Genomic DNA, 23,453 nt, shown 5'->3' with positions numbered 1-23,453 from the left:
GCCTAAGCCTAGTATTACAAGACTACCAAGATAGGCTTGTAAAGCAAGGCTTGCTCCCTTTAAGGGAGCAAAAAACAATATTTTATAGAATGCTAAGCTTAAATTATTGTTTAAGCTGGATTAGAGTTTGAAGCATTTGATCACTCGTTGAAATGGTTTTTGAATTTGCTTGATAACCTCTTTGGATGATGATAAGCTCTGTTAAAGAACGACTTAAATCCACATTTGACATTTCAAGAGCTGAGGTTTTCATCTCACCACGACCTCCTGTTCCTGCTTCACCTACTACTATAGCCCCACTATTTGCAGTGACTTTGAAAAGATTTCCACCGATTTCTTCAAGACCTGAGTTATTTGCTACTGAAGCCATTGCAATTTTTGCTACAGCAAAGGTTTTGCCATTAGTAAATTCACCTAAGATATTACCTTTATCATCCACACGGATAGCATCAGGTTTTAAGTTACCTGAAGTATAACCATCGGTTGCTTGTCCTGTTAGAGTTGAAGCAGAATTTGAGCTTACAAGGCCGTCATTGCTTCCACTTGTTCCAAAGGAAAGTTTGATTTGTTGGTTTGGTGCGGCACCGTTATTGGGTGAAAAATTTAAAGTTTTAGGATTGTAACTAGCTAAAGAGCCATCGTTGTTAAATCTTGCTGTTCCTACGACGATATTGTTTGGTCCTTCACCTGTAGTGTTGATCTCAGCTGGTTCAGGCACACGGATGATCATCTGCCATTCATTACCCCCATCTTGAGTGGTGCTTTGCTTGACAAACTGCACTTCTAAAGTATGTTTTGAACCTAAAGAATCATAAATTTCAAGCCCCGCTGAAAATGCTGAAAGTTTGAGTTGTTCACTTTCTTTTTTTTGACTTCCTGCAGTTTGCACACCATCAAAAGCTTTAAAGATTTTGGTAAAAGCGTCATTTGTGCTAACTTTGCCAAGCGCATCTGTGTAGGCTGTAACATTAAAGCTTAGGTCTTTTGCCGTTGTCGTTACTGCTTGATTTTGCAAGGCATTTGCTGGAATTTGACTATCTTGCTTTGCATTAGACACGGTAAAACGCCCGTCATCACTTACGGTGATGGTTACTTTTTGATTGATGTCTTCTGTTGCAAAAGCACCATTGCCATTATAATCGACCCCATATCTTGCGTCTCTTTGCAAAAGCTCTCTTAAGTCCTCAGTAGTTCTAAACACACGCACATCGGTATTATAAAGACTTCCTCTTAAAGCGTCCCAGTAATTCCCACTGGCTGGATCTGTTGGTTTAGTAGTTGGATTATTGTCATTATCCGTAAATTGCGCACCTCCGTCAGGATTATACATAGGAGGTATATTTTGTGGGGAGCTTGAGTAGGTGTATTTGTGTGCTGTGATAACAACGGCATTTGTTGGTCCTGTGGTTTGGTTACCCGTTCCCCCTGTGGCTGTCCAAACGGAGCCGTTTGTATTAACTTTACCATTACCGAAAGTAAAGTTATTATTACCTTGGTTCCAAGTCGCATTCCATAACTCCCCTGCGGTGTTTTGTGCATTGACAACTAGGTTGATATTTTTCATATTATCCGTTGTGCCGTTTTCATTTCTATTTGTAAATATTATCCCAGTGCCGTTAGCATTTTTACTCGCTACTATGCCTGTGCCTTCTCTACCTTCTTGCGGATTTGTGAAGGTATTAATGTAAGCTATGGCTTGGTCTAAGCTTGTGATGTCGGCATTTTGTATCGCTACGCCGTTTAGAGTGATGTCAAGGCGTGTTTTTTGATTTTCACTTCCCCAAAATACAACATTGTTTTGATTTGTTTTATTATTAGCATCAAAGCCTGTTCTATTAGTGCCATTCGTTGTAAATTTAGAATCTGCAAAACTCATCCAAATCCCTTGCCCCTCTCTAAGATTAAGCCCCTGACCGCTACCATTAAAGAGTGAGCCTGCATCTACGCCCTTTTCAGTTACTTCCATAGAATTTTTAGAAGTGGTGTAAAATTGAGTTATGCCATTATCGTTTTCATCTTTTGTTTCGCCTGTCTTTTTATTAAAGCCATGCACGGAGTCAAGTGCGTAAAGTGGGCGTGCGGCGTTGCCGATATTTAGACCACTATTTAAATTTGCCTTGATAGCAACTTCAGTAGATTTTGCTGCAGGGATATGCATACCTGGATCGATGAAAATATTTTGCGGAGTTCTTGAGCTATCTATACTTTGAGTATCCCAGTTGATATTCCACCCTTGGACAACAAAACCTGCATTATTAACAAAATTTCCATAAGCATCAAGTTTAAAATCCCCATCTCTTGTAAGATAGCGCGTAAGCCCCCCATCATCACTCACCATAAAAAAGCCGTCTCCATTAATCGCGACATCGGTGTTTTTATTTGTTGTTTGCACTGAACCTTGAGAGTGAATTCTAGTCGTAGAACTTACTGAAACGCCAAGACCGATTTGAAGTGGATTAGATCCACCTCTTCCATCAGTTGGAGCTGTAGCGATTTTCACAGTTTGGCTAAACATAGTCCCAAAATCTGCACGGGAGTATTTAAAACCCTTGGTATTAACATTTGAAATGTTATTACCTTCAACATCCATCGCAACTTGATGTGCTTGTAGTCCGCTTACGCCAGACCAAAGTGATCTCATCATCTTAAATCCTTTATAAAATATTGCTTTAAAAAACTTTTGCGTTTATGTGAAGTTTACAAGCAAGTTCTGTTCCAACTTTTGAAATTTTTTATGAATTTTTTAAAAATTTATATAAAAAATTTAAAGGTATTTTAGGAGTTTATGAAGCTTTGGGCTTTTGTGTAATAAAAATTACTAAAATCACACCCTAACTCTTAAATTTGCTGCATGGGTTAAAGCTACTGCAATAGCATCTGTGATATCCAAAGGCTTAATATCTTTACTAAGTCCTAAAAGCCTTTTTACCATAAAAGCAACTTGTTCTTTAGTTGCTTTGGCTTTTCCTGTAACGGCTTTTTTTACTTGTAAGGGAGTGTATTCTGCAAAATCTCCATGAATTTGAAGAATTTTTAAAGATAGGGCTCCGCGAAATTGTGCGAGTTTTAAAACGGTTTTTGGATTGTAAGCAAAAAAGATATCTTCTATAGCCACCTCATCAAAAGAATGATTTTTAAAAATCAAGTCCAAACCCTCACAAAGCTCTGTGATTTGATACTGTAAAGTACTGGGTTTTATCTTTATAAGTCCTGCTTCGATTAGGGTATTTTTACCTTTATTTGCTTCTATGATAGCATAACCACAATTTCTTGAACCAGGATCTATGCCTAAAATTTTCAATCTTCCACCTTAATCAATAATGAAATGCAAAAGCTTGATTTTAACCTTTTTTTATAAAATTTAAGATAAAATTTATAAGCTTACAAAGACTAAAGAGAGATTATGAATCCAAATCAAATACTTGAAAATTTAAAAAAAGAATTAAGTGAAAACGAATACGAAAATTATATCGCTATCTTAAAATTTAACGAAAAACAAAGCAAAGCAGATTTTCTAGTCTTTAACGCTCCTAATGAGCTTTTAGCCAAATTCATACAAACAAAATACGGTAAAAAAATTTCACATTTTTATGAAGTACAAAGCGGAAATAAAGCGAGCGTTTTGATACAAGCACAAAGCCAAAAACATAGTAGCAAAAGCACTAAAATCGATATCGCTCACATCAAGGCGCAAAGTACGATTTTAAATCCTTCTTTTACTTTTGAAAGCTTTGTAGTGGGGGATTCTAACAAATACGCTTATGGAGCTTGTAAAGCTATCTCACAAAAAGACAAACTGGGAAAACTTTATAATCCTATCTTTATCTATGGGCCTACAGGGCTTGGAAAAACGCACTTGCTTCAAGCTGTGGGAAATGCAAGTTTGGAAATGGGAAAAAAAGTGATTTATGCTACGAGTGAAAATTTTATCAATGATTTTACTTCAAATTTAAAAAATGGCTCTTTAGATAAATTTCACGAAAAATATAGAAATTGTGATGTTTTACTCATAGATGATGTGCAATTTTTAGGAAAAACAGACAAAATTCAAGAAGAGTTTTTCTTTATATTTAATGAGATTAAAAATAATGATGGGCAAATTATCATGACAAGTGATAACCCACCCAATATGCTAAAAGGTATCACCGAACGCTTAAAAAGTCGTTTTGCTCATGGTATCATAGCAGATATCACTCCACCTCAACTGGATACAAAAATAGCCATCATACGCAAAAAATGCGAATTTAATGATATCAATCTTTCTAATGATATCATTAATTATATCGCCACTTCTTTAGGGGATAATATAAGAGAAATAGAAGGTATCATCATAAGCTTAAATGCTTATGCTAACATACTTGGACAAGAAATCACCCTTGAGCTAGCAAAAAGCGTGATGAAAGATCATATCAAAGAAAAGAAAGAAAATATAAGCATAGAAGACATTTTATCTTTGATCTGTAAAGAATTTAACATCAAACCAAGCGATGTGAAATCTAGCAAAAAAACTCAAAATGTCGTTACTGCAAGACGCATAGCAATCTACCTAGCAAGGGAACTTACAAGCCTTACTTTTTCACAACTTGCTAACTTTTTTGTGATGAAAGATCACACAGCTATTTCACATAGTGTGAAAAAAATAAAAGAACTCATGGAAGATGATGAGCAAATAAAAACAAAAATCGAAGAATTAAAAAACAAAATTCTTACAAAAAGTCAAAGTTAAGTGAAGAAATGTGAAAAGAAAAAAAGCAAAATGTGAAAAAATATAATTAAGCAAAATATGGTAAAATACAAATTTAATAATTTTTTGCTAAAGAATTTCACAATTTCAATAGTCTTATTATTACAATGAATTTAAATTATATATAATAAAGCCAAGGAGAAAAAATGAAACTAAGTATCAATAAAAATACCCTTGAATCAGCGGTACTTTTATGTAATGCCTATGTAGAAAAAAAAGATTCTAGCACCATCACTTCACATTTACTTTTTGAAGCTGATGAGGATAAACTTATCATTAGAGCGAGTGATTTTGAAATAGGGATAAACTATAAAATAAGAAAAATTCGCGTAGAAAGCGGTGGATTTGCTACTGCAAATGCAAAAAGCATAGCCGATGTGATAAAAAGTTTAAACAATGAAGAAGTGGTATTAGAAACCATAGATAATTTTTTATTTATAAGACAAAAAAGTACAAAATACAAACTTCCTATGTTTAATCATGAAGATTTTCCAAATTTCCCTAAAACAGAAGGTAAAAACCAATTTGACATTGATTCAAGTGATTTAAGTAGATCTCTTAAAAAAATTCTACCAAGCATTGATACTAACAACCCTAAATATTCTCTAAATGGTGCATTTTTAGATATAAAAACAGATAGAATAAATTTCGTTGGAACCGATACAAGACGCCTTGCAGTTTATACTCTTGAAAAAACAAACAATCAAGAATTTCACATCAGCATTCCTAAAAAAGCTATCATGGAAATGCAAAAACTTTTTTATGAGAAAATCGAAATTTATTATGATGAAAATATGCTGATCGCTAAAAATGATAATTTTGAATTCTTTACAAAACTTATCAATGATAAATTCCCTGATTATGAAAAAGTTATCCCAAAAACTTTCAAACAAGAACTTAAATTTTCAACTGAAGATTTTATAGATAGTCTTAAAAAAATCAGCGTTGTAACTGAAAAAATGAAACTTCATTTCAACAAAGATAAAATCATCTTTGAAGGTATAAGCTTAGACAATATGGAAGCAAAAACCGAACTTGAAATCGAAACAGGAGTAAGTGAAGAATTTAATCTTAATATCAAGATAAAATACCTACTTGATTTCTTAACTTCAATCGAAGAAGAACAATTCACTTTAAGTGTAAATGAACCTAACTTAGCCTTTGTAGTAAATTCTCAAGGCTTATCTATGGTTATCATGCCTATGATTTTATAAAAACTTAAAATCTTGAGTTAAAAGGAAAAATATGCAAGAAAATTATGGTGCGAGTAATATTAAAGTTTTAAAAGGCTTAGAAGCTGTTAGAAAACGCCCAGGTATGTATATAGGAGATACCAATATAGGCGGACTTCATCATATGATTTATGAAGTAGTGGATAATTCTATCGATGAAGCAATGGCAGGACATTGTGATACTATAGATATAGAAATCACTACCGAAGGAAGCTGTATCGTTAGCGATAATGGTCGTGGAATTCCTGTAGATATGCACCCTACTGAAAATATGCCAACCCTAACCGTCGTTTTAACCGTTCTTCATGCAGGGGGAAAATTCGATAAAGACACTTATAAGGTTTCAGGGGGTTTGCATGGTGTGGGCGTTTCAGTTGTAAATGCACTTTCTAAAAAACTTGTAGCTACAGTTGAAAGAAATGGAGAAATTTATCGCCAAGAATTTTCAGAAGGTAAAGTCATCAGTGAATTTGATATTATAGGAAAGAGTAAAAAAACAGGAACCACCATAGAATTTTGGCCTGATGATACAATTTTTGAAGTAACAGAATTTGATTATGATATTTTGGCTAAAAGATTTCGTGAACTTGCATATTTAAATCCAAAAATCACTATAAATTTTAAAGATAATCGTGTAGACAAAAGTGAAAGTTTTCATTTTGAGGGCGGAATTTCACAATTTGTTAGCGATTTAAATAAAAAAGAAGCTTTAACCAAACCTATATTTTTTAGCGTAGATGAAGAAGATGTAAATGTAGAAGTAGCTTTGCTTTATAATGATACTTATAGCGAAAACTTGCTTTCTTTTGTAAACAATATCAAAACCCCTGATGGTGGAACGCATGAAGCTGGATTTAGAATGGGTTTAACAAGAGTGATTAGCAACTACATAGAAGCAAATGCTAGTGCTAGGGAAAAAGACTCTAAAATCACAGGCGATGATGTGCGTGAAGGACTTATCGCTGTAGTAAGTGTAAAAGTGCCTGAACCTCAATTTGAAGGACAAACTAAAGGAAAACTTGGCTCTTCTTATGTGCGTCCTATAGTTTCAAAAGCAAGTTTTGAATATCTTAGTAAATATTTTGAAGAAAATCCTATCGAAGCAAAAGCTATTATGAATAAAGCTTTAATGGCAGCTAGAGGAAGAGAAGCAGCAAAAAAAGCAAGAGAATTAACGCGTAAAAAAGAAAGCTTGAGTGTAGGAACTTTGCCTGGAAAATTAGCTGATTGTCAAAGTAAAGATCCAAGTGAGAGTGAAATTTATCTTGTGGAAGGGGACTCTGCGGGCGGTTCTGCAAAACAAGGAAGAGAAAGATCTTTTCAAGCGATTTTGCCTTTGCGTGGTAAAATTCTAAATGTTGAAAAAGCAAGACTTGATAAAATTTTAAAATCTGAACAAATTCAAAATATGATTACTGCTTTTGGTTGTGGTATAGGTGAGGATTTTGATCTTTCAAAACTAAGATATCATAAAATCATCATCATGACGGATGCGGATGTGGATGGTTCTCACATACAAACTCTACTTTTAACTTTCTTCTTCCGTTTTATGAATGAACTTGTGGCTAATGGACACATTTATCTTGCCCAACCACCGCTTTACCGCTATAAAAAAGGTCAAAAGAAAGAAATTTATCTCAAAGATGAAAAAGCTTTGAATGATTATCTCATCGAAACAGGTATTGAAAGTTCTAATTATGAAGGAATTGGCTTAAATGATTTAAAAGATTTTCTAAAAATCGTTGCCGCTTATCGCTCGGTATTAAATGAGCTTAAAAAGCGTTTCAATGTGATTTCTGTGATTAGATATTTGATCGAAAATCCTGACTTTATCAAAGAAAATAATGAAGAACTTTTTAAAATCGTTAAAGCTTTTTTGGAAAAAGAAGGGCATAATATTTTAAATCATTATATCAATGAAAATGAAATTCGCATTTATGTGCAAACTGAAAATGGTTTGGAAGAACTTATCATCAATGATGATTTATTTTCACACCCTCTTTATGAAGAGGCAAATTATATCTTTAATAAAATAAAAGATCGTGATTTGAGCTTTGAAAAAGATATTTTAGATATCTTAGATGAAGTAGAAAAAAATGCCAAAAAAGGTGCTTATATCCAACGCTATAAAGGTTTGGGTGAAATGAACCCTGAACAACTTTGGGAAACAACTATGGATCCAAGCGTAAGAAGACTTTTAAAAATCACTATCGAAGATGCACAAAGTGCTAATGATACTTTTAATCTCTTCATGGGCGATGAGGTTGAACCAAGACGCGATTATATCCAAACACATGCTAAAGATGTAAAACATTTGGATGTGTAAAAATTTTTTAGTGTCAGATTGTAAATTTGACACTAAATTTTATCTTTTTGTTTAAAAATTTCACACTTTGTTACAATAATTCATATTTTATCTTTACTCAAATTATTTTTTAAATTTATAGATTTATAATTTGTAATACTAAATACTTAAAAGGATTAATTCATGTTAGAAGTTTCGCGTAGAAATTTTTTAAAAGCTACGGCTTTAAGTGCTGTTTGTCTTTCTGGTTTGAATGCTTCTTTTTTGGAATTTTCTCAAGCTAAACAAGTGAAATATTTTATCAAAGATAGTGAAATTCCTCATCAAGGAAATTTCATTAACGCGGATGAAATTTTACTTATTGAAAAAGATATCAGCAATATTTACTCACAACTTAAAGAAGCTTTTGAAAATAAAGCACTCATTGGAAGTGTGAGTAGTGGGACAACTTTTTTTGTGATCCGCACTATGGCGGCGGATTATGGTATGCGTGTTGCGTATGAAAAAAAACAAGGTGATTTTTATACTTGGATTTTGGCACCAAAAGGAGTTAAATTATAATTTTACCAAAAAATGTTTCGCAAAGTGATTTTACAGCTGCAGTAGCAAAATTTGAAAAAGCTTTGGGTAAAGAGTGGGTATTTAAAACCCAAGAGGATTTAGATCTTTATAGAGATGCGTATAGCCCGCAATGGGATGATGATGACGAACCTATCCCTTCTTTAGCGCTTGCACCTAAAAATGTGGAAGAAGTTCAAGCTATAGTTAAAATAGCAAATGAATTTAAAATTCCTCTTTTTCCTATTTCCACAGGTAAGAATTTAGGCTATGGTTCTTCTGCACCACAGCAAAGAGGGCAGGTTGTTGTAGATTTAAAAAGAATGAATAAAATCATCGAAGTAGATGATAAAAGAAATTTCTGTATCGTTGAACCTGGGGTGAGTTATTTTGATCTTTATAAGTATGTAGAAAAAACAATCTCAATGTTTTTTTAGATATTCCTGATTCAGGTTGGGGTTCTCCACTTGGAAATGCTTTAGATCATGGTTGGGGATATAGCTATGGGATGTATCGTGATCACTTTGGCTCGCATTGTGGGATGGAAGTTGTTTTGGCTAATGGAGAAATTTTACGCACGGGTATGGGTGCTTTACCAAAAGCTAAGACTTTCGCAGACTTATGGAAAACCGATGAATGCGGAGTTAAAAGGCTATCTTACAAGTAAAAATGGCTTACCTGATATGGATAAAATTCAAAATTATGCTTTGAAAAATAAAATCCCTTATTGGAATATCGATGTTTCAGTTTATGGCTGTAAAGAAGTGTGCTATGCAAATTTAGAATATATCAAGCAAAGATTTAAAATCATTGAAGGTGTAGATATTTCTATCGTTCAAGAATTTAGTTTACCTTTGAATTTGGAGCAAAAAAAGCAGCTTAAACATAAGGTTACTCTTGGAATTCCAAATATGGAAATTTTTTGGCTTAGCACAAGAGGTGAGGTTTTAGAACCAAGTGATGGGCATGTATGGTTTTCACCTATTATTCCACGCGATGGTAAAGAACTTTTAAAATGCCAAGAAGTGTATATGAATTTATTTAGAGAATTTGGGGAAGAATCTCCTATAACACCTTTTTCGCATCCTAGAAGTTGGATGTATCGTGCATTTTGCTTTATGTTAGCCTTTTAATAACTCAAGAACCGATAAAGCACACAATTAAAAGTGCGTAAAATGTATCGTCAAATGGTTCAAACTGCTGCAGAACATGGATGGGGAGATTATCGCGCAGCTTAAAGATTGTATTGATCCAAATGGAATTTTAGCACCTGGTCGTGGAGGCATTTGGCCTAAAAATTTAAGAGATGAGCGTTTTGTTAATAACAAACGCGACGCATTAAGAATGAAAGAAGGTAAAGAAAAATGAAAAAAAATCGCTTTATTTTTTGTTTTATTTGTTTGCTTGCTGAATTTAAATGCTAAGGATAAAGAATGGTTGCCAAAGGGTGAATCTATAAGTGTTTATGAGTATATTCCAAACAATCCAAGATCCCCTGCAGCATTTTCAAGCGTTGATAGTAAAAAATTAAATGCAAATCAAAGAAAGGGACAGCAAGTTTATAGTAAGTGGTGTATAGCATGTCATGGCGAGGGAATGCCTGCGCTTTTAGAAGATAGAACGGATTTAAGCCCTGATTTGGTAACGATTTTTGTGCGTTATGGTAAACATTCAATGCCGTTTTTCCGTAAAACTGAAATCAGCGATAAAGAATTGCAGTATTTAGGTGAGTATTTGGGTAGAAACTACAAATAAAGATAAACTCTAAAGGACTTTATGTTAAGTAAAGTCCTAAAATACTTTTCTAATGAGAATATTTACTGGTTTAAATTTAAAAAAGCTTCTGTGCTAAATGTAAAGAAGCTTTTTTTGTTTAATGCGCCACAGCTTCACTTACTCCCACACCGCTTTGAGCTCTAAAATCTTGTGCTTCAAAACCTTCTTTATCTTTTTTAGCTCTTTTAGAATTATCCAATTTTGAAATGATATAAATGAGTATAAAACTTAAAGGCATTGAAAATAAAGCAGGATGATCATAAGGAAAAATAGCTTCACTAAAACCAAAACTTTTTACCCATATACTAGGGCTTAAAATCACAAGAGCAAGAACGACTATAAGTCCTATAAGTCCACCCCAAAAAGCGCCTTTAGTGGTAAGATTTTTCCAATAAATACAGAGTAAAAGTATAGGAAAATTTACACTCGCAGCAATAGCAAAAGCAAGTCCTACGGTAAAAGCAACATTTTGTTTTTCAAAGACAATGCCTAGCAAAATAGCAAAAATTCCTATAGCTATAGTTGCGATTTTTGTAACTCTCATTTCATCTTCATGTTTGACATCACCCTTTTTGATAACATTGACATATAAATCATGACTTATAGCTCCTGCACCTGAAATCGCAAGTCCTGCAACGACTGCTAAAATAGTAGCAAAAGCTACTGCTGAAATAAATCCTAAAAAGACATCTCCACCCAAAACATCAGCTAAGGTAACTGCTATCATATTACTAGCCCCATTAAAACTTCCATCAGCGTTAGTAAATTGAGGATTACCAAGTAAGAGCGCTATAGCACCAAAGCCTATGATGAAAGTAAGTATGTAAAAATACCCTATAAATCCTGTTGCATAAAATACTGACTTTCTAGCTTCTTTAGCATCTTTTACGGTAAAAAATCGCATAAGTATATGAGGTAAACCCGCAGTTCCAAACATAAGAGCCAAGCCTAAAGAAAGAGCTGATACGGTATCAGGCAAAAAAGTCCCTGGTTTCATTATGTTTTCACCTTTTGGATGATGAGAAATGGCTAAATCAAAATAATATTTTAAATCAAATTTCGTAAGGTATAAAATCATAACAGCCATAAAAGTAGCCCCTGCTAGAAGTAAAATGGCTTTGATGATTTGCACCCAAGTGGTTGCGTGCATTCCTCCAAAGGTTACATAACAAATCATTAAAATTCCGACCAAAACAACCGCAAAAGTGTAAGGTAAACCAAAAAGCAATTGTATGAGTTGTCCTGCTCCTACCATTTGAGCAATAAGATAAAAGATAATAACGCTTAAAGCAGAAATAGCTGATATAACGCGTATAGGCTTAGCTTCTAAACGATAAGCGGTAATATCTGCAAAGGTAAATTTGCCAAGATTTCTAAATTTTTCTGCAATTAAAAATAAAATAATAGGCCAACCCACTAAAAATCCTATAGAATAAATAAGCCCATCAAAGCCATTAGTAAAAACTAAAGCGGTAATTCCAAGAAAGCTTGCCGCACTCATATAATCCCCCGCTATAGCTACACCATTTTGCATTCCTGTGATATTTCCTCCGGCGGTATAAAATCCACTTTTGGATTTGGATTTTTTGTTAGAATAATAGGTGATAAACAAAGTAGCTAAAACAAAGACTAAAAACATACCAACAGCAGTTATATTTATAGGTTTTTGATGAACTTCTCCTAGATCAAAACCGGCGCTTAAGGCTAAATTAAAGATTAAACTTAAAAATATAAAGACTTTCATACTAGCTCCTTATAATTGATTTTTCCATCTTTTAACGCATCAAGCAACCCTTCATTTTCCAAGTTTTTAATCACTTCTTCTTGCTCTTTATCAAGAAAATAATTTGCGATAAAAGTGTAAATTCCTGTGGAAATAATACACAATAAAATCAGGCCAATGCCTACCATAATACCAAGCGTGATGGAACTAGGACCCAGTTTATACCCTAAAATTTCAGGCATAAGTCCTATACCTAAAACAAAGATATAGTAACAAATAAGCACTATCAAAGATAGGTTAAGAGATATTTTGTTTCTAAAAGAAACAAACTTTTTAAATCTCAAAACAGCATTTTTTTGCTCCGCATTTAAATTCATGGGTACTCCTTTCAATGTTTATAATTCAATATAACAAAAAATTCAATGAATTAAGGCTTTTTATTTTAAAAATTTGTGTAATAATAGAATTTTTATCTTAAATATGAAAAAAAGTAACATATATTTATCAATGTTACTAAAATTTACATATTAATTCATTGATAATTTTTATCTCATTTTAAAAAATTTTTCTTTAGAATTAAGCTTTTATAAATTCACAAGGAAAAATTTTGACCCTGCTTACAAATCCTATCATCATCAGTGTAGTTTTGATGACTTTACTTTGTTTATTTCGTTTTAATGTACTTTTGAGTCTTTTGATTTCTGCTTTAGTTGCTGGAATTTTTTCTCATATTGAGATTATGGAAACTATGAGTATTTTAATCGACGGAATGAAGGGAAATTTAAAAACCGCTTTAAGTTATATACTTTTAGGTGCTATTGCTGCTGCGATTTCAAGGACAAATTTAACAGCTTATTTGATTAAGGTAGTCAGTCGTTTTATCTCTCATAAAAAATATCTTTTACTTTTGTCCATAGCTTTGATTTCTTGTTTTTCGCAGAATTTAATTCCTATTCATGTGGCGTTTATTCCTTTGCTAATCCCACCACTTCTAAGTCTTTTTAATAAATTAAAAATCGATCGTAGGGCTGTTGCTTGTGCTTTAACCTTTGGACTTACGACACCTTATATGGTTTTGCCTATAGGTTTTGGACTTAACTTCCAAGATCTTTTAAGAGAAAATTTGGAAAAAAATGGGGTTAATGTCAACTTAGCAGATGTAACAAATGCGATGTATTATGCTGCTATTTGTATGGTGTTAGGACTTTTTTTAGCGCTTTTTGTATTTTATAGAAAACCAAGAGAATATCAAGAAATAGAAATTCAAAAAATGGATTTTGATAATATCAAAATGGGACGCAAAGAATGGGGCGTTTTAGTAGGGCTTATTTTGACTTTGGTTTTACAAATTTTTACGATGAATTTACCTTTATCAGGGCTTTTGGGCTTTATTTCTATGGTGATTTTGGGCGGAGTTGAATATAAAAGTGTCAATGATATTTTTGATGATGGACTTAAATTAATGGGCTTTATCGCTTTTGTTATGCTTGTAGCAGCGGGTTATGGAGAAGTTTTAAAACAAAGCGGTGCTGTAAATGAGCTTGTAAATTCCGTAGTGCCTTGGATGCAAGAAAATAAATTTTTAGCGGTATTTTTAATGCTTTTAATAGGTCTTATTATTACCATGGGTATAGGTACTTCTTTTGGGACTATTCCTATCATAGCTACACTTTTTTGTCCGCTTTGTTTAGAACTTGGTTTTAGCGCAGCACTTATTATATTTATCTTAGGAGTAGCAGGGGCCTTAGGAGATGCAGGAAGTCCAGCAAGTGAAACGACGATGGGAACGAGTGTGGGATTAAGTGTAGATAAGCAACACGATCATATAAAAGATACTTGTATTCCTACTTTTATTTTTTATAATGGGCCTTTGCTGATTTTAGGAAGTATCATAGCGATGTTTTTATAATTTTTATAAATCCATTGAAATATTTTTTAATTTATTTATTTTTAAGATAAAAAATATCTCGATATTAAAAAAATATATGTTATAATCCTTAACAAGCTATCAAATTTAAAATCAATCTTATAAGGAGAATAAAATGGATTTGGAAAATATCTTAGAAAACAATCAAAGCGTAGGTTTATATCACCCTAAAAATGAACACGATGCCTGTGGTATTGCCGCAGTTGCCAATATACGCGGTATTGCTTCTTATAAGGTTATTTGTGACGCTTTAGAAATTTTGATGAATCTTGAACACCGAGGCGGTGCGGGAGCTGAAGAAAATTCAGGTGATGGAGCGGGAATTTTGATTCAAATTCCTCATGATTTTTTCATGACTCAAGAGCTTGGTTTTGAGCTTCCTCAAAAAGGTGATTATGCTGTAGCTCAAATGTTTTTATCGCCTAATGCAGATGCTAAAGAAGAAGCAAAAGCGATATTTTTACAAGGTTTAAAAGATAAAAATTTAGAATTTTTAGGTTTTAGAGAAGTGCCTTTTAATCCTAGCGATATAGGAGCAAGCGCTTTAAAAGCTATGCCTTATTTTTTACAAGCTTTTGTAAAAAAACCAAGCACGGTTAATGCAGGACTTGAATTTGAAAGAGTACTTTATGCTTGTCGTCGTCTTATAGAAAAAAGAGCTATTAATGTGCCTAAATTTTATTTTTCAAGCTTTTCTTCACGCACTATAGTTTATAAAGGAATGCTTCTTTCTACTCAATTGAGTGATTTTTATCTTGATTTTAAAGATGTCAATATGAAATCAGCCATTGCTTTGGTGCATTCTCGTTTTTCGACTAATACCTTCCCAAGCTGGGAAAGAGCTCATCCAAACCGCTATATGGTGCATAATGGAGAGATTAACACTATACGAGGAAATGTCGATAGCATAAGAGCTAGAGAAGGTTTGATGGAGAGCGAATATTTTGAAAATTTAGATGAAATTTTTCCTATCATAGCAAAACCAAGTAGTGATTCTGCTATGTTTGATAATACTTTAGAATTTTTAGCTTTAAATGGACGCACTTTAGAAGAAGCTTTTATGATGATGGTGCCAGAACCATGGCATAAAAATGAGAACATGGGAAGTAAAAAGCGTGCTTTTTATGAGTATCATTCTTTATTGATGGAGCCTTGGGATGGACCTGCTGCTATAGTTTTTACTGATGGGGTTATCATGGGGGCGAGTTTAGATAGAAATGGTTTTCGTCCTTCAAGATATTATCTTACAAAAGATGATATGCTCATACTTTCAAGCGAAACAGGAGCTTTAAAACTTGATGAAAACAATATCAAAGCTAAAAAACGCCTAGAACCTGGAAAACTTTTACTTGTAGATACTGCAAGAGGTAGAGTAATAGCTGATAATGAAATCAAAGAGCATTATGCTAATGCGAAGCCTTATAAACAATGGCTTAAAAATTTAGTAGAGCTTGAAAAACAACACAGCGGGGTTTATAAACATAAATTTTTAAAAGAAGATGAGGTTTTAAAACTTCAAAAAGCTTTTGGATGGAGCTATGATGAGCTTAAAATGAGTGTAGCAAGTATGGCACAAAATGGCAAAGAAGCTTTAGCGGCTATGGGTGTGGATACTCCTTTGGCTATTCTTTCTAAGACTTATCAGCCTTTGTATAATTATTTTAAACAACTTTTTGCTCAAGTGACTAATCCACCTTTAGATGCTATAAGAGAAGAGATTGTTACTTCTACAAGGATATATTTAGGAAGCGAAGGGAATTTGCTAAAACCAGATGAAAATAATGCAAAGCGTGTTAAAATTTCTTTGCCTATTATTAGCAATGAAGAGCTTTTCGAGGTTAAAGCCTTAAACAATTTCCAAGTTAAAGAATTTTCTATACTTTATGATTATTCTAAAAAAACTTTAGAAAAGGCTTTAGATGAACTTTGCGTTAAGATAGAAGATGAGGTTAAAAAAGGTGTTTCTATTATCATTTTAAGCGATAAAGGAGTGGATGAAAAAAACGCTTATATCCCTGCTTTGCTTGCTGTTTCTGGAGTACATAATCATCTAGTAAGAAAAAATTTAAGAACACATACAAGTCTTATCATCGAAAGTGGTGAACCTAGAGAAATTCATCATTTTGCATGTCTTTTAGGTTATGGTGCGACTGTTATTAATCCTTATTTGGTTTATGAGAGTATACAAAAACTCATTGCCAATAAAGATTTAAATTTAAGTTATGAAAAGGCGGTAGAAAATTTTATCAAAGCAAGTTCAAGTGGTATAGTCAAAATTGCTTCTAAAATGGGAGTTTCTACTTTACAAAGTTATAATGGTTCTGCTCTTTTTGAGTGTTTGGGCTTAAGCTCTAAGGTGATTGATAAATACTTTACTTCTACAATTTCACGCATTGAAGGTATGGATTTAGAAGATTTTGAAAAAGAGCTTATTGCTTTACATAAACATGCTTTTAACGATACGCATAAGGCTTTAGATTCTAAAGGAATTCATGGTTTTAGAAGTGCTAAAGAAGAACACTTAATCGATCCACTTGTGATTTTTAATCTTCAGCAAGCTTGTCGCAATAAAGACTATAAAAGCTTTAAAAAATACTCGGCTTTAGTAGATGAAAAACAAGTGAATTTGCGTTCTTTGATGGAATTTGATTTTAGTGAAGCTATCAGTATAGATAAGGTTGAAAGTGTAGAAAGTATAGTTAAACGCTTTAGAACAGGGGCGATGAGTTATGGTTCTATTTCTAAAGAAGCACACGAGTGTTTAGCACAGGCTATGAATAAAATAGGTGCTAAATCAAATTCAGGCGAGGGCGGTGAAGATGAGGAACGCTATGAAATCAAAGATGGAGTCAATAAAAATTCCGCTATCAAACAAGTAGCAAGTGGGCGTTTTGGGGTGGATTTAAACTACTTAAGTCATGCAAAAGAATTACAAATCAAAGTCGCTCAAGGTGCAAAACCAGGCGAGGGCGGACAATTAATGGGCTTTAAAGTTTATCCTTGGATAGCTAAGGCTAGACATTCTACAGCGGGTGTGACGCTGATTTCTCCACCACCTCATCATGATATTTATTCTATAGAAGATTTGGCTCAACTCATTTATGATTTAAAAAATGCGAATAAAGACGCCAAAATTTCAGTAAAACTTGTAAGCGAAAATGGTATAGGAACAGTTGCTGCAGGTGTGGCAAAAGCAGGAGCGAATTTAATCCTTGTTTCAGGTTATGATGGAGGAACAGGAGCAAGCCCTAGAACTTCTATACCGCATGCAGGAATTCCTTGGGAGTTAGGTTTGGCTGAAACACATCAAACTTTGATTTTAAATAAGCTTAGAGATAGGGTAAGATTAGAAACTGATGGAAAGCTTATGAATGGACGCGATTTAGCCATAGCAGCACTTTTAGGAGCTGAAGAATTTGGTTTTGCAACCGCGCCTTTGATTGTTATGGGTTGTACGATGATGAGAGTTTGTCATCTAAATACCTGTCCTTTTGGTATAGCCACTCAAGATACAGAACTTAGAGATCGTTTCAAGGGCAAAGTAGATGATGTGGTTAATTTCATGTATTTTATAGCTGAAGAGCTTAGAGAATATATGGCAAGACTTGGTTTTGAACGCCTTGATGATATGATAGGAAGAGTTGATAAACTCCGTCAAAAACCTATGCAAGGTAAAGCAGGTAAAGTGAATTTAGATAAAATTTTAAAATCCTTACCTACTTATAACAGAACCGCTGTGCATTTTAAAGACTATAAAGACAATAAACTTGAAAAAACGATTGATTATAGAATTTTACTCCCACTTTGTAAAAATGCTGTGGAGAAAAAAGAGCCTATCAAACTTTCTTTAGAGGTAGGAAATCAAAGCCGTACTTTTGCTACTATGCTTTCAAGTGAAATTCTAAAAACTTATGGCAAAGACGCTTTAAGCGAAGATAGCATACAAATTAAAGCCATAGGAAATGCAGGCAATAGCTTTGGAGCATTTTTGTTAAAGGGTATTAAGCTTGAGATTATAGGCGATAGCAATGATTATCTAGGTAAAGGTTTAAGCGGAGGTAAGATCATTGCTAAAATTTCAAATGAAGCCACTTTTTCACCTGAAGAAAATATCATCGCAGGAAATGCTTGTTTGTATGGAGCAACCGAGGGTGAAGTGTATTTAGATGGTATAGCAGGAGAAAGATTTTGCGTAAGAAATTCAGGAGCTAAAGCGGTAGTTTTAGGAACAGGCGTGCATGGTTGTGAGTATATGACAGGGGGGCTTGTCGTAGTGCTTGGCGATGTGGGTGCGAACTTTGCTGCAGGTATGAGTGGGGGTGTGGTTTATATCTTTGGAAGACACAATGAAGCCCATGTAAATACCGAGCTTGTGGATATTAAAGATCTTAGCACTAAGGATGAAAAAGAATTAAAAACGATGATAGAAAATCATATCGCTTATACCAATTCTAAAAAGGCTAAGGACATACTCGAAAAATTTGACAAAAAAGACTTTTTTAAAGTTATGCCAAGAGATTATGAAAAAATGTTAGAGATGATCGAGCTTTGCAAAGATGAAGAAGATCCAAGTTTGGCAGCATTTTTGAAAATCACACAAAAATAAGGAGTAAAAATGGGAAATGCAAGAGGTTTTTTAGATTTTAAAAGGGTAGATTTTAAAAAAGTTGCTCCTAAAGAAAGAGTTTTAAATTTCAAAGAATTTACAACGCTTTTAGACAAGAAAGAACAAGAAATTCAGGGCGGACGATGTATGGATTGTGGGGTAGCATTTTGCCATACGGGTGTGATGAGTGAAGGCAAGGATGTAGGCTGTCCTTTAAACAATCTCATCCCTGAATGGAATGATCTTATTTATCGTTCTTTATGGAAAGAAGCTTATGAAAGACTTGATCTTACCAATCCTTTTCCTGAATTTACTGGCCGTGTTTGTCCGGCTCCTTGTGAGGATTCTTGTGTGTGTGCGATTAATGGAAAAAGCGTAAGTATCAAAAATAACGAGCTAGCCATCATAGAAAATGCTTTTAAAGAAAATTTAGTAAGTCCAAATAAACCTAAACAATACAATGGCAAAAAAATCGCCGTCATAGGAAGTGGGCCTGCTGGACTTGCTTGTGCTAATACCTTAAATTCACTTGGCTACAAGGTAAGTGTTTTTGAAAGAAGCGATAAAGTAGGCGGGCTTTTAATGTATGGAATTCCTGATATGAAGCTTGATAAAAGTATAGTCGATAGACGCGTTGATTTACTCAAAGAAAGCGGTATAGAATTTAAGGTAAATGAAAATATAGACAGCAAAGATAAGGTTTCTAAACTTTTAAAAGAATTTGATGCTTTAGTACTTTGCACAGGAGCGAGCAAGCCTATCGATCTTGATATAGAGGGTAGAAAACTAAAGGGTGTTGAATTTGCTCTTGATTTCTTAACGCAAAATACCAAAACCTTGCTAAAAACAGGTAAGGGTGCTGATACAGCAAAGGGTAAAAATGTCTTGGTTATAGGAAGTGGGGACACAAGTGTTGATTGTATCGCTGTAGCTACAAGACAAGGAGCTAAGTCCATAGTGCGTTTTGAAAGAAGCCCAAAAAGACCTTTACAAAGAAGCCAAAGCAATCCTTGGCCTTTAAAAGCTGATATCTTTACGACAGATTATGGTTTAGAAGAAGCCATTGCTGTATATGGCAAAGATCCTAGAGAATATCAAAAAATGACAAAAAAATTCTTAGGTAAAGACAAAGTAGAAAGCGTAGAAGCATGTGATTTAAAACGCGAATTCAAAGAAGGTAAGGCTATAAATGTCGAACTTCCAAATTCTAATCAAAACTATAAAGCAGATTTAGTACTTTTGGCTATGGGTTTTAGCGGAAGTGAAGATGCTATCGCTAGTAATTTTGGAGTAAGTTTGGATGAGAAAAACAATGTCAAAACAAAGAATTTCCAAACCACACATGAAAAAATCTTTGCTTGTGGAGATGCTAGAAAAGGACAATCTTTAGTCGTTTGGGCTATAAAAGACGGTATAGAGTGTGCTTTAAATATACATGAGAATTTAGCAAAATAGTCATAAAAGTTTAAAACTTTTGCGATGAAGCTTGCAAATTCCAAATTTTGCTATCAATTCCTTATGGGCTTTTGTCCCATAAGCCTTGTTTTTTTCAAACTCATAGCAAGGAAAATCTTTAGCTAAAAAATTCATTACCCTATCTTTGCTCACCTTTGCAAGTATGCTTGCTGCACTTACTTGTTTGATATTGGCATCAGCTTTGATTTGAGTTTTTATACCGCTAATGCCTAAATTTGTATTGCCATCGTATAAGAAATTATTTTCTGTTTTAAAGTGTTTTTTTATGAGTGTTAAACCCATTTTTAAACAAGCGCTAAGCCCTATTTCATCAATTTTTTTTGAAGAAAAAGCAAGTATGAGATAATTTGAATTTTTGATGATAATTTCATAAAGTTCTTCGCGTCTTTTTTCGCTCAATTTTTTAGAATCACAAAGCCCCTCAAGATCTTTATGCAGTTTACAAGCTGCCATCATCATAGGACCTGCTAAGGCACCTCGTCCTGCTTCATCAATGCCGATTAAGTTAATATCAAATGGAGTTAAAAGTTCGTTTTCTTCAAATAAAGTTTTCAAATTTTCTCTAAGAAAGGGCGAAAAATCGCCCAAGGATTTAGCCTAAAAATTCACGCTTAAAGTATTCTTTAGGTGCTTTACATAAAGGACAGGCTGCAGGAGCTTTTTTGCCACGATGGATATGTCCACAAACCTCACAAACCCATAGTTCTTCTACTTCGCTATTAAAGAATTCTTCTTCTTCAAGCATTTTTTTAAGAGCTAGGTATTCTCTTTCGTGTTCTATTTCTACTTTTCCAATCGCAGTAAATAATCTTGCTATAGCTTTTTTACCCTCATCTTCAGCGATTTTAGCAAAATTTGGATACATAGTTGTGTGCTCATAGTTTTCACCTTCTGCAGCAGTTACTAGGTTTTTTGTAGTTACTTCTAAAGGTTTGCCATCAACGATTTCGTGATAAGCTTTAAATTCAGCTCTTGCATGCCATTTTTCATTTTCTGCTGCTTCTCTAAAATGTCTTGCAACCGCATGCCATCCTTCTTCTTCAGCTACATCCGCAAATAAATCGTATTTATTTCTAGCCATTGATTCTCCAGCAAAAGCTTTCATCAAATTTATTGCAGTTAAATCTTGAGTGATACACTCCATCTCAACACCACAACAGCTAAGTTTTCCACCGCCTACATTTTGAACTTCTACTTCATTGCCGCATTTTGGACATTTATAGGATTCATATTGTCTCATTTTGTACTCCTTTTTGATAATCAAAAAGCATTGTATTATAAAAAAATACTTTTGTCAATTGATGAAAATTATACACAGAAAGCTTACTTCTTGCAAGTAAATTTTATAAAAATTAAGTTATAATATTAAAAAAATATTAAGGAGTTTTTAGTGAGAAGTGATGCGATTAAAAAAGGGCATTTAAAAGCACCCAACCGCTCTTTACTTAGAGCATGTGGCTTAAAAGATGAGGATTTTGACAAGCCTTTTATAGGTGTGGCAAATAGCTATATTGATATTATTCCAGGGCATTATTTTTTAAATGAATATGCAAAAATTATAAAAGATGAAATTCGAAAAAATGGCTGTATCCCTTTTGAATTTAACACTATAGGCGTGGATGATGGCATAGCTATGGGTCATGAGGGTATGCTTTATTCTTTGCCGAGTCGTGAAATCATTGCAAATTCAGTTGAAAGCGTTATGAATGCGCATCAGTTAGATGCTTTAATTTGTATTCCAAATTGTGATAAAATCACTCCAGGTATGCTAATGGGTGCTTTAAGGGTTAATGTACCGACTATTTTTGTAAGCGGTGGTCCTATGCGTTCGGGTGTGACTAAAAAGGGTGAAAAAATAAGTCTTAGTTCAGTTTTTGAAGCTGTAGGAGCATATGAGGCCAATAAAATCAGCGAAGAAGAATTTAAAGATATAGAATGTTCGGCTTGCCCAAGTGGAGGCTCTTGCTCGGGTATGTTTACTGCAAATTCTATGAATACTTTATGTGAAGCTATGGGTATAGCTTTAGAAGGAAATGGTACGATCTTAGCACTTAGTAAAGAAAGAGAAGAGCTTTTAAGAAAGGCTGCAAGAAGAATTTGTGAAATCGCTTTAGATGAAAGATTTAAAATCAAAAATATTATCACCCAAAAAGCTATAAGAAATGCTATGGTGGTAGATATGGCAATGGGTGGAAGCACAAATACAATCTTACATATGCTAGCTATTTCAAGAGAAGCGGGAGTTGCGCTTGATATCAAGGATTTAAATTTTATTTCAAGCAAGGTTGCACATATTGCAAAAATCGCTCCATCACTTAATACTGTTTATATGGATGATATCCATAAAGCAGGGGGTGTAAGTGCTGTAATGGCTGAAATTTCAAGCAGAGAAGGACATATTTTAGAGCTTGATGCCTTAACCATCACAGGAGAAAGTTTACAAGATCGTTTAAAAAATGCTAAAATCAAAGATGAAACCATCATTCGTAAGGTAGATAATGCTTACTCTAAAGTAGGGGGGCTTGCGGTTTTATTTGGAAATTTAGCCGAACAAGGCTGTGTTGTAAAAACTGCAGGCATTACAGGAGAGAGAAAATTCAAGGGCAAGGCTGTTTGTTTTAATTCGCAAGATGAAGCTATTAAAGGTATCATTAAAGGTAAAGTGCAAAAAGGCGATGTTTGCGTGATCCGTTATGAAGGGCCAAAGGGTGGCCCAGGTATGCAAGAGATGTTAAGTCCAACTTCACTTATCATGGGTATGGGGCTTGGTGCAGATGTGGCTTTGATTACCGATGGAAGATTTAGCGGTGCAACAAGGGGTTTAAGCATAGGTCATGTTTCTCCTGAAGCTGCTGAGGGTGGACTTATAGGGCTTTTAAAAGATGGTGATGAGATAGAAATCGATGTAGATGCTTATATCATCAATGCAAATTTAAGCGATGAAGAAATCGCAAAACGCAAAAATGACTTTGTAATGCCTCAAAAAGAAGTAAAATCCAGATGGCTTAGAATGTATCAAAAACTTGTAACAAATGCTAGCAAGGGTGCGGTTTTAGATATGGAATGAAAGAGTTTCTTTCATTCCGTTCTTGGAGTTTATAATCAA

Annotated in this window: 19 protein-coding genes; 13 read left to right on the top strand and 6 right to left on the bottom strand. The window is 34.0% G+C overall.

Annotation, left to right across the window (positions count from 1 at the left end; translation table 11 throughout):
* Positions 1 to 103 precede the first annotated feature (103 nt).
* Positions 104 to 2,644, bottom strand: coding sequence for a flagellar hook protein FlgE (flgE, locus tag CCO88_RS01595; RefSeq protein ID WP_002839164.1), 2,541 nt, complete (start codon positions 2,642 to 2,644; stop codon positions 104 to 106).
* A gap of 180 nt (positions 2,645 to 2,824) precedes the next feature.
* Positions 2,825 to 3,301: a crossover junction endodeoxyribonuclease RuvC gene (gene ruvC, locus CCO88_RS01590; protein WP_002779934.1), complete on the bottom strand. Its 477-nt coding sequence runs from the start codon at positions 3,299 to 3,301 to the stop codon at positions 2,825 to 2,827.
* Positions 3,302 to 3,403: 102 nt separating this feature from the next.
* On the opposite strand from ruvC, the gene dnaA reads away from it, so the two are divergent.
* The 9 genes from dnaA (at position 3,404) to CCO88_RS01555 (ending at position 10,594) form a co-directional block, all read left to right on the top strand.
* The gene (gene dnaA, locus CCO88_RS01585) at positions 3,404 to 4,726 is read left to right on the top strand and encodes a chromosomal replication initiator protein DnaA (protein WP_002799923.1); all 1,323 of its coding nucleotides are present in this window, start codon (positions 3,404 to 3,406) and stop codon (positions 4,724 to 4,726) included.
* Between the two features lie 164 nt (positions 4,727 to 4,890).
* The gene (gene dnaN / locus CCO88_RS01580; protein WP_002779379.1) at positions 4,891 to 5,958 is read left to right on the top strand and encodes a DNA polymerase III subunit beta; all 1,068 of its coding nucleotides are present in this window, start codon (positions 4,891 to 4,893) and stop codon (positions 5,956 to 5,958) included.
* Positions 5,959 to 5,989: 31 nt separating this feature from the next.
* Positions 5,990 to 8,302 carry a DNA topoisomerase (ATP-hydrolyzing) subunit B gene (gyrB, locus tag CCO88_RS01575; RefSeq protein ID WP_002805333.1) on the top strand — a complete coding sequence of 771 codons (2,313 nt, stop codon included), beginning with the start codon at positions 5,990 to 5,992 and terminating at the stop codon, positions 8,300 to 8,302.
* A 162-nt stretch (positions 8,303 to 8,464) separates the two neighbouring features.
* A complete protein-coding gene (locus CCO88_RS01570; protein ID WP_002783511.1) occupies positions 8,465 to 8,842 on the top strand; it encodes a twin-arginine translocation signal domain-containing protein in 378 nt (125 codons plus the stop codon).
* A 62-nt stretch (positions 8,843 to 8,904) separates the two neighbouring features.
* Positions 8,905 to 9,276, top strand: a complete 372-nt coding sequence (locus tag CCO88_RS10815) for an FAD-binding oxidoreductase (RefSeq protein WP_223208703.1) — start codon at positions 8,905 to 8,907, stop codon at positions 9,274 to 9,276.
* Between the two features lie 71 nt (positions 9,277 to 9,347).
* On the top strand, positions 9,348 to 9,506 hold the full coding sequence (locus CCO88_RS10810; RefSeq protein ID WP_223206638.1) for a hypothetical protein: 159 nt from the start codon (positions 9,348 to 9,350) through the stop codon (positions 9,504 to 9,506).
* Complete coding sequence (locus CCO88_RS10805; protein ID WP_223209381.1) at positions 9,472 to 9,972, top strand: hypothetical protein; 501 nt, start codon at positions 9,472 to 9,474, stop codon at positions 9,970 to 9,972. Before CCO88_RS10810 ends, CCO88_RS10805 begins: the two co-directional genes overlap by 35 nt.
* 76 nt (positions 9,973 to 10,048) lie before the next feature.
* Entirely contained in the window at positions 10,049 to 10,207 is a 159-nt protein-coding gene (locus CCO88_RS10800) for a hypothetical protein (RefSeq protein ID WP_002779923.1), read from the top strand.
* Between the two features lie 6 nt (positions 10,208 to 10,213).
* On the top strand, positions 10,214 to 10,594 hold the full coding sequence (locus tag CCO88_RS01555) for a c-type cytochrome (protein WP_038406297.1): 381 nt from the start codon (positions 10,214 to 10,216) through the stop codon (positions 10,592 to 10,594).
* A 118-nt stretch (positions 10,595 to 10,712) separates the two neighbouring features.
* Here CCO88_RS01555 and CCO88_RS01550 read toward each other — a convergent pair whose 3' ends face one another.
* Positions 10,713 to 12,359, bottom strand: coding sequence for a cation acetate symporter (locus CCO88_RS01550; protein ID WP_002779919.1), 1,647 nt, complete (start codon positions 12,357 to 12,359; stop codon positions 10,713 to 10,715).
* Complete coding sequence (locus CCO88_RS01545) at positions 12,356 to 12,715, bottom strand: DUF485 domain-containing protein (protein WP_002779917.1); 360 nt, start codon at positions 12,713 to 12,715, stop codon at positions 12,356 to 12,358. The genes CCO88_RS01550 and CCO88_RS01545 overlap by 4 nt, the downstream gene beginning before the upstream one ends.
* Before the next feature lie 230 nt (positions 12,716 to 12,945).
* Between CCO88_RS01545 and CCO88_RS01540 the strand changes: the two genes are divergently transcribed.
* From CCO88_RS01540 to CCO88_RS01530, 3 genes are all read left to right on the top strand, one after another.
* Positions 12,946 to 14,247: a Na+/H+ antiporter family protein gene (locus tag CCO88_RS01540; protein ID WP_002797292.1), complete on the top strand. Its 1,302-nt coding sequence runs from the start codon at positions 12,946 to 12,948 to the stop codon at positions 14,245 to 14,247.
* A gap of 133 nt (positions 14,248 to 14,380) precedes the next feature.
* On the top strand, positions 14,381 to 18,871 hold the full coding sequence (gene gltB, locus CCO88_RS01535) for a glutamate synthase large subunit (RefSeq protein WP_002839158.1): 4,491 nt from the start codon (positions 14,381 to 14,383) through the stop codon (positions 18,869 to 18,871).
* Between the two features lie 9 nt (positions 18,872 to 18,880).
* Positions 18,881 to 20,326: a glutamate synthase subunit beta gene (locus CCO88_RS01530; protein ID WP_002779389.1), complete on the top strand. Its 1,446-nt coding sequence runs from the start codon at positions 18,881 to 18,883 to the stop codon at positions 20,324 to 20,326.
* Here the strand turns inward: CCO88_RS01530 and CCO88_RS01525 are convergent, their stop codons facing one another.
* Both CCO88_RS01525 and CCO88_RS01520 read right to left on the bottom strand, forming a co-directional pair.
* The gene (locus CCO88_RS01525; protein ID WP_002779912.1) at positions 20,327 to 20,902 is read right to left on the bottom strand and encodes a ribonuclease HII; all 576 of its coding nucleotides are present in this window, start codon (positions 20,900 to 20,902) and stop codon (positions 20,327 to 20,329) included. It abuts the gene before it with no gap.
* Positions 20,903 to 20,939: 37 nt separating this feature from the next.
* On the bottom strand, positions 20,940 to 21,587 hold the full coding sequence (locus CCO88_RS01520) for a ferritin family protein (RefSeq protein WP_002779391.1): 648 nt from the start codon (positions 21,585 to 21,587) through the stop codon (positions 20,940 to 20,942).
* A gap of 150 nt (positions 21,588 to 21,737) precedes the next feature.
* Between CCO88_RS01520 and ilvD the strand changes: the two genes are divergently transcribed.
* Positions 21,738 to 23,414, top strand: coding sequence for a dihydroxy-acid dehydratase (gene ilvD / locus CCO88_RS01515; RefSeq protein WP_002783498.1), 1,677 nt, complete (start codon positions 21,738 to 21,740; stop codon positions 23,412 to 23,414).
* The last annotated feature ends 39 nt before the right edge of the window (positions 23,415 to 23,453 follow it).

Origin of the sequence: Campylobacter coli LMG 9860 (genome assembly GCF_000254135.1) — a bacterium.
Lineage (GTDB): Bacteria > Campylobacterota > Campylobacteria > Campylobacterales > Campylobacteraceae > Campylobacter_D > Campylobacter_D coli.
This window is presented reverse-complemented; position numbering and strand designations above follow the sequence as displayed.

Bases quoted from the DNA above. Each gene is read 5' to 3' on its own strand.
- CCO88_RS10810 (WP_223206638.1), top strand. From the start codon at position 9,348: ATGTATCGTGATCACTTTGGCTCGCATTGTGGGATGGAAGTTGTTTTG.
- CCO88_RS10805 (WP_223209381.1), top strand. From the start codon at position 9,472: ATGAATGCGGAGTTAAAAGGCTATCTTACAAGTAAAAATGGCTTACCT.
- CCO88_RS01530 (WP_002779389.1), top strand. From the start codon at position 18,881: ATGGGAAATGCAAGAGGTTTTTTAGATTTTAAAAGGGTAGATTTTAAA.
- CCO88_RS01520 (WP_002779391.1), bottom strand. From the start codon at position 21,587: ATGAGACAATATGAATCCTATAAATGTCCAAAATGCGGCAATGAAGTA.
- dnaA (WP_002799923.1), top strand. From the start codon at position 3,404: ATGAATCCAAATCAAATACTTGAAAATTTAAAAAAAGAATTAAGTGAA.
- gyrB (WP_002805333.1), top strand. From the start codon at position 5,990: ATGCAAGAAAATTATGGTGCGAGTAATATTAAAGTTTTAAAAGGCTTA.
- CCO88_RS01550 (WP_002779919.1), bottom strand. From the start codon at position 12,359: ATGAAAGTCTTTATATTTTTAAGTTTAATCTTTAATTTAGCCTTAAGC.
- CCO88_RS01545 (WP_002779917.1), bottom strand. From the start codon at position 12,715: ATGAATTTAAATGCGGAGCAAAAAAATGCTGTTTTGAGATTTAAAAAG.
- flgE (WP_002839164.1), bottom strand. From the start codon at position 2,644: ATGATGAGATCACTTTGGTCTGGCGTAAGCGGACTACAAGCACATCAA.
- CCO88_RS10800 (WP_002779923.1), top strand. From the start codon at position 10,049: ATGGATGGGGAGATTATCGCGCAGCTTAAAGATTGTATTGATCCAAAT.
- dnaN (WP_002779379.1), top strand. From the start codon at position 4,891: ATGAAACTAAGTATCAATAAAAATACCCTTGAATCAGCGGTACTTTTA.
- CCO88_RS01570 (WP_002783511.1), top strand. From the start codon at position 8,465: ATGTTAGAAGTTTCGCGTAGAAATTTTTTAAAAGCTACGGCTTTAAGT.
- gltB (WP_002839158.1), top strand. From the start codon at position 14,381: ATGGATTTGGAAAATATCTTAGAAAACAATCAAAGCGTAGGTTTATAT.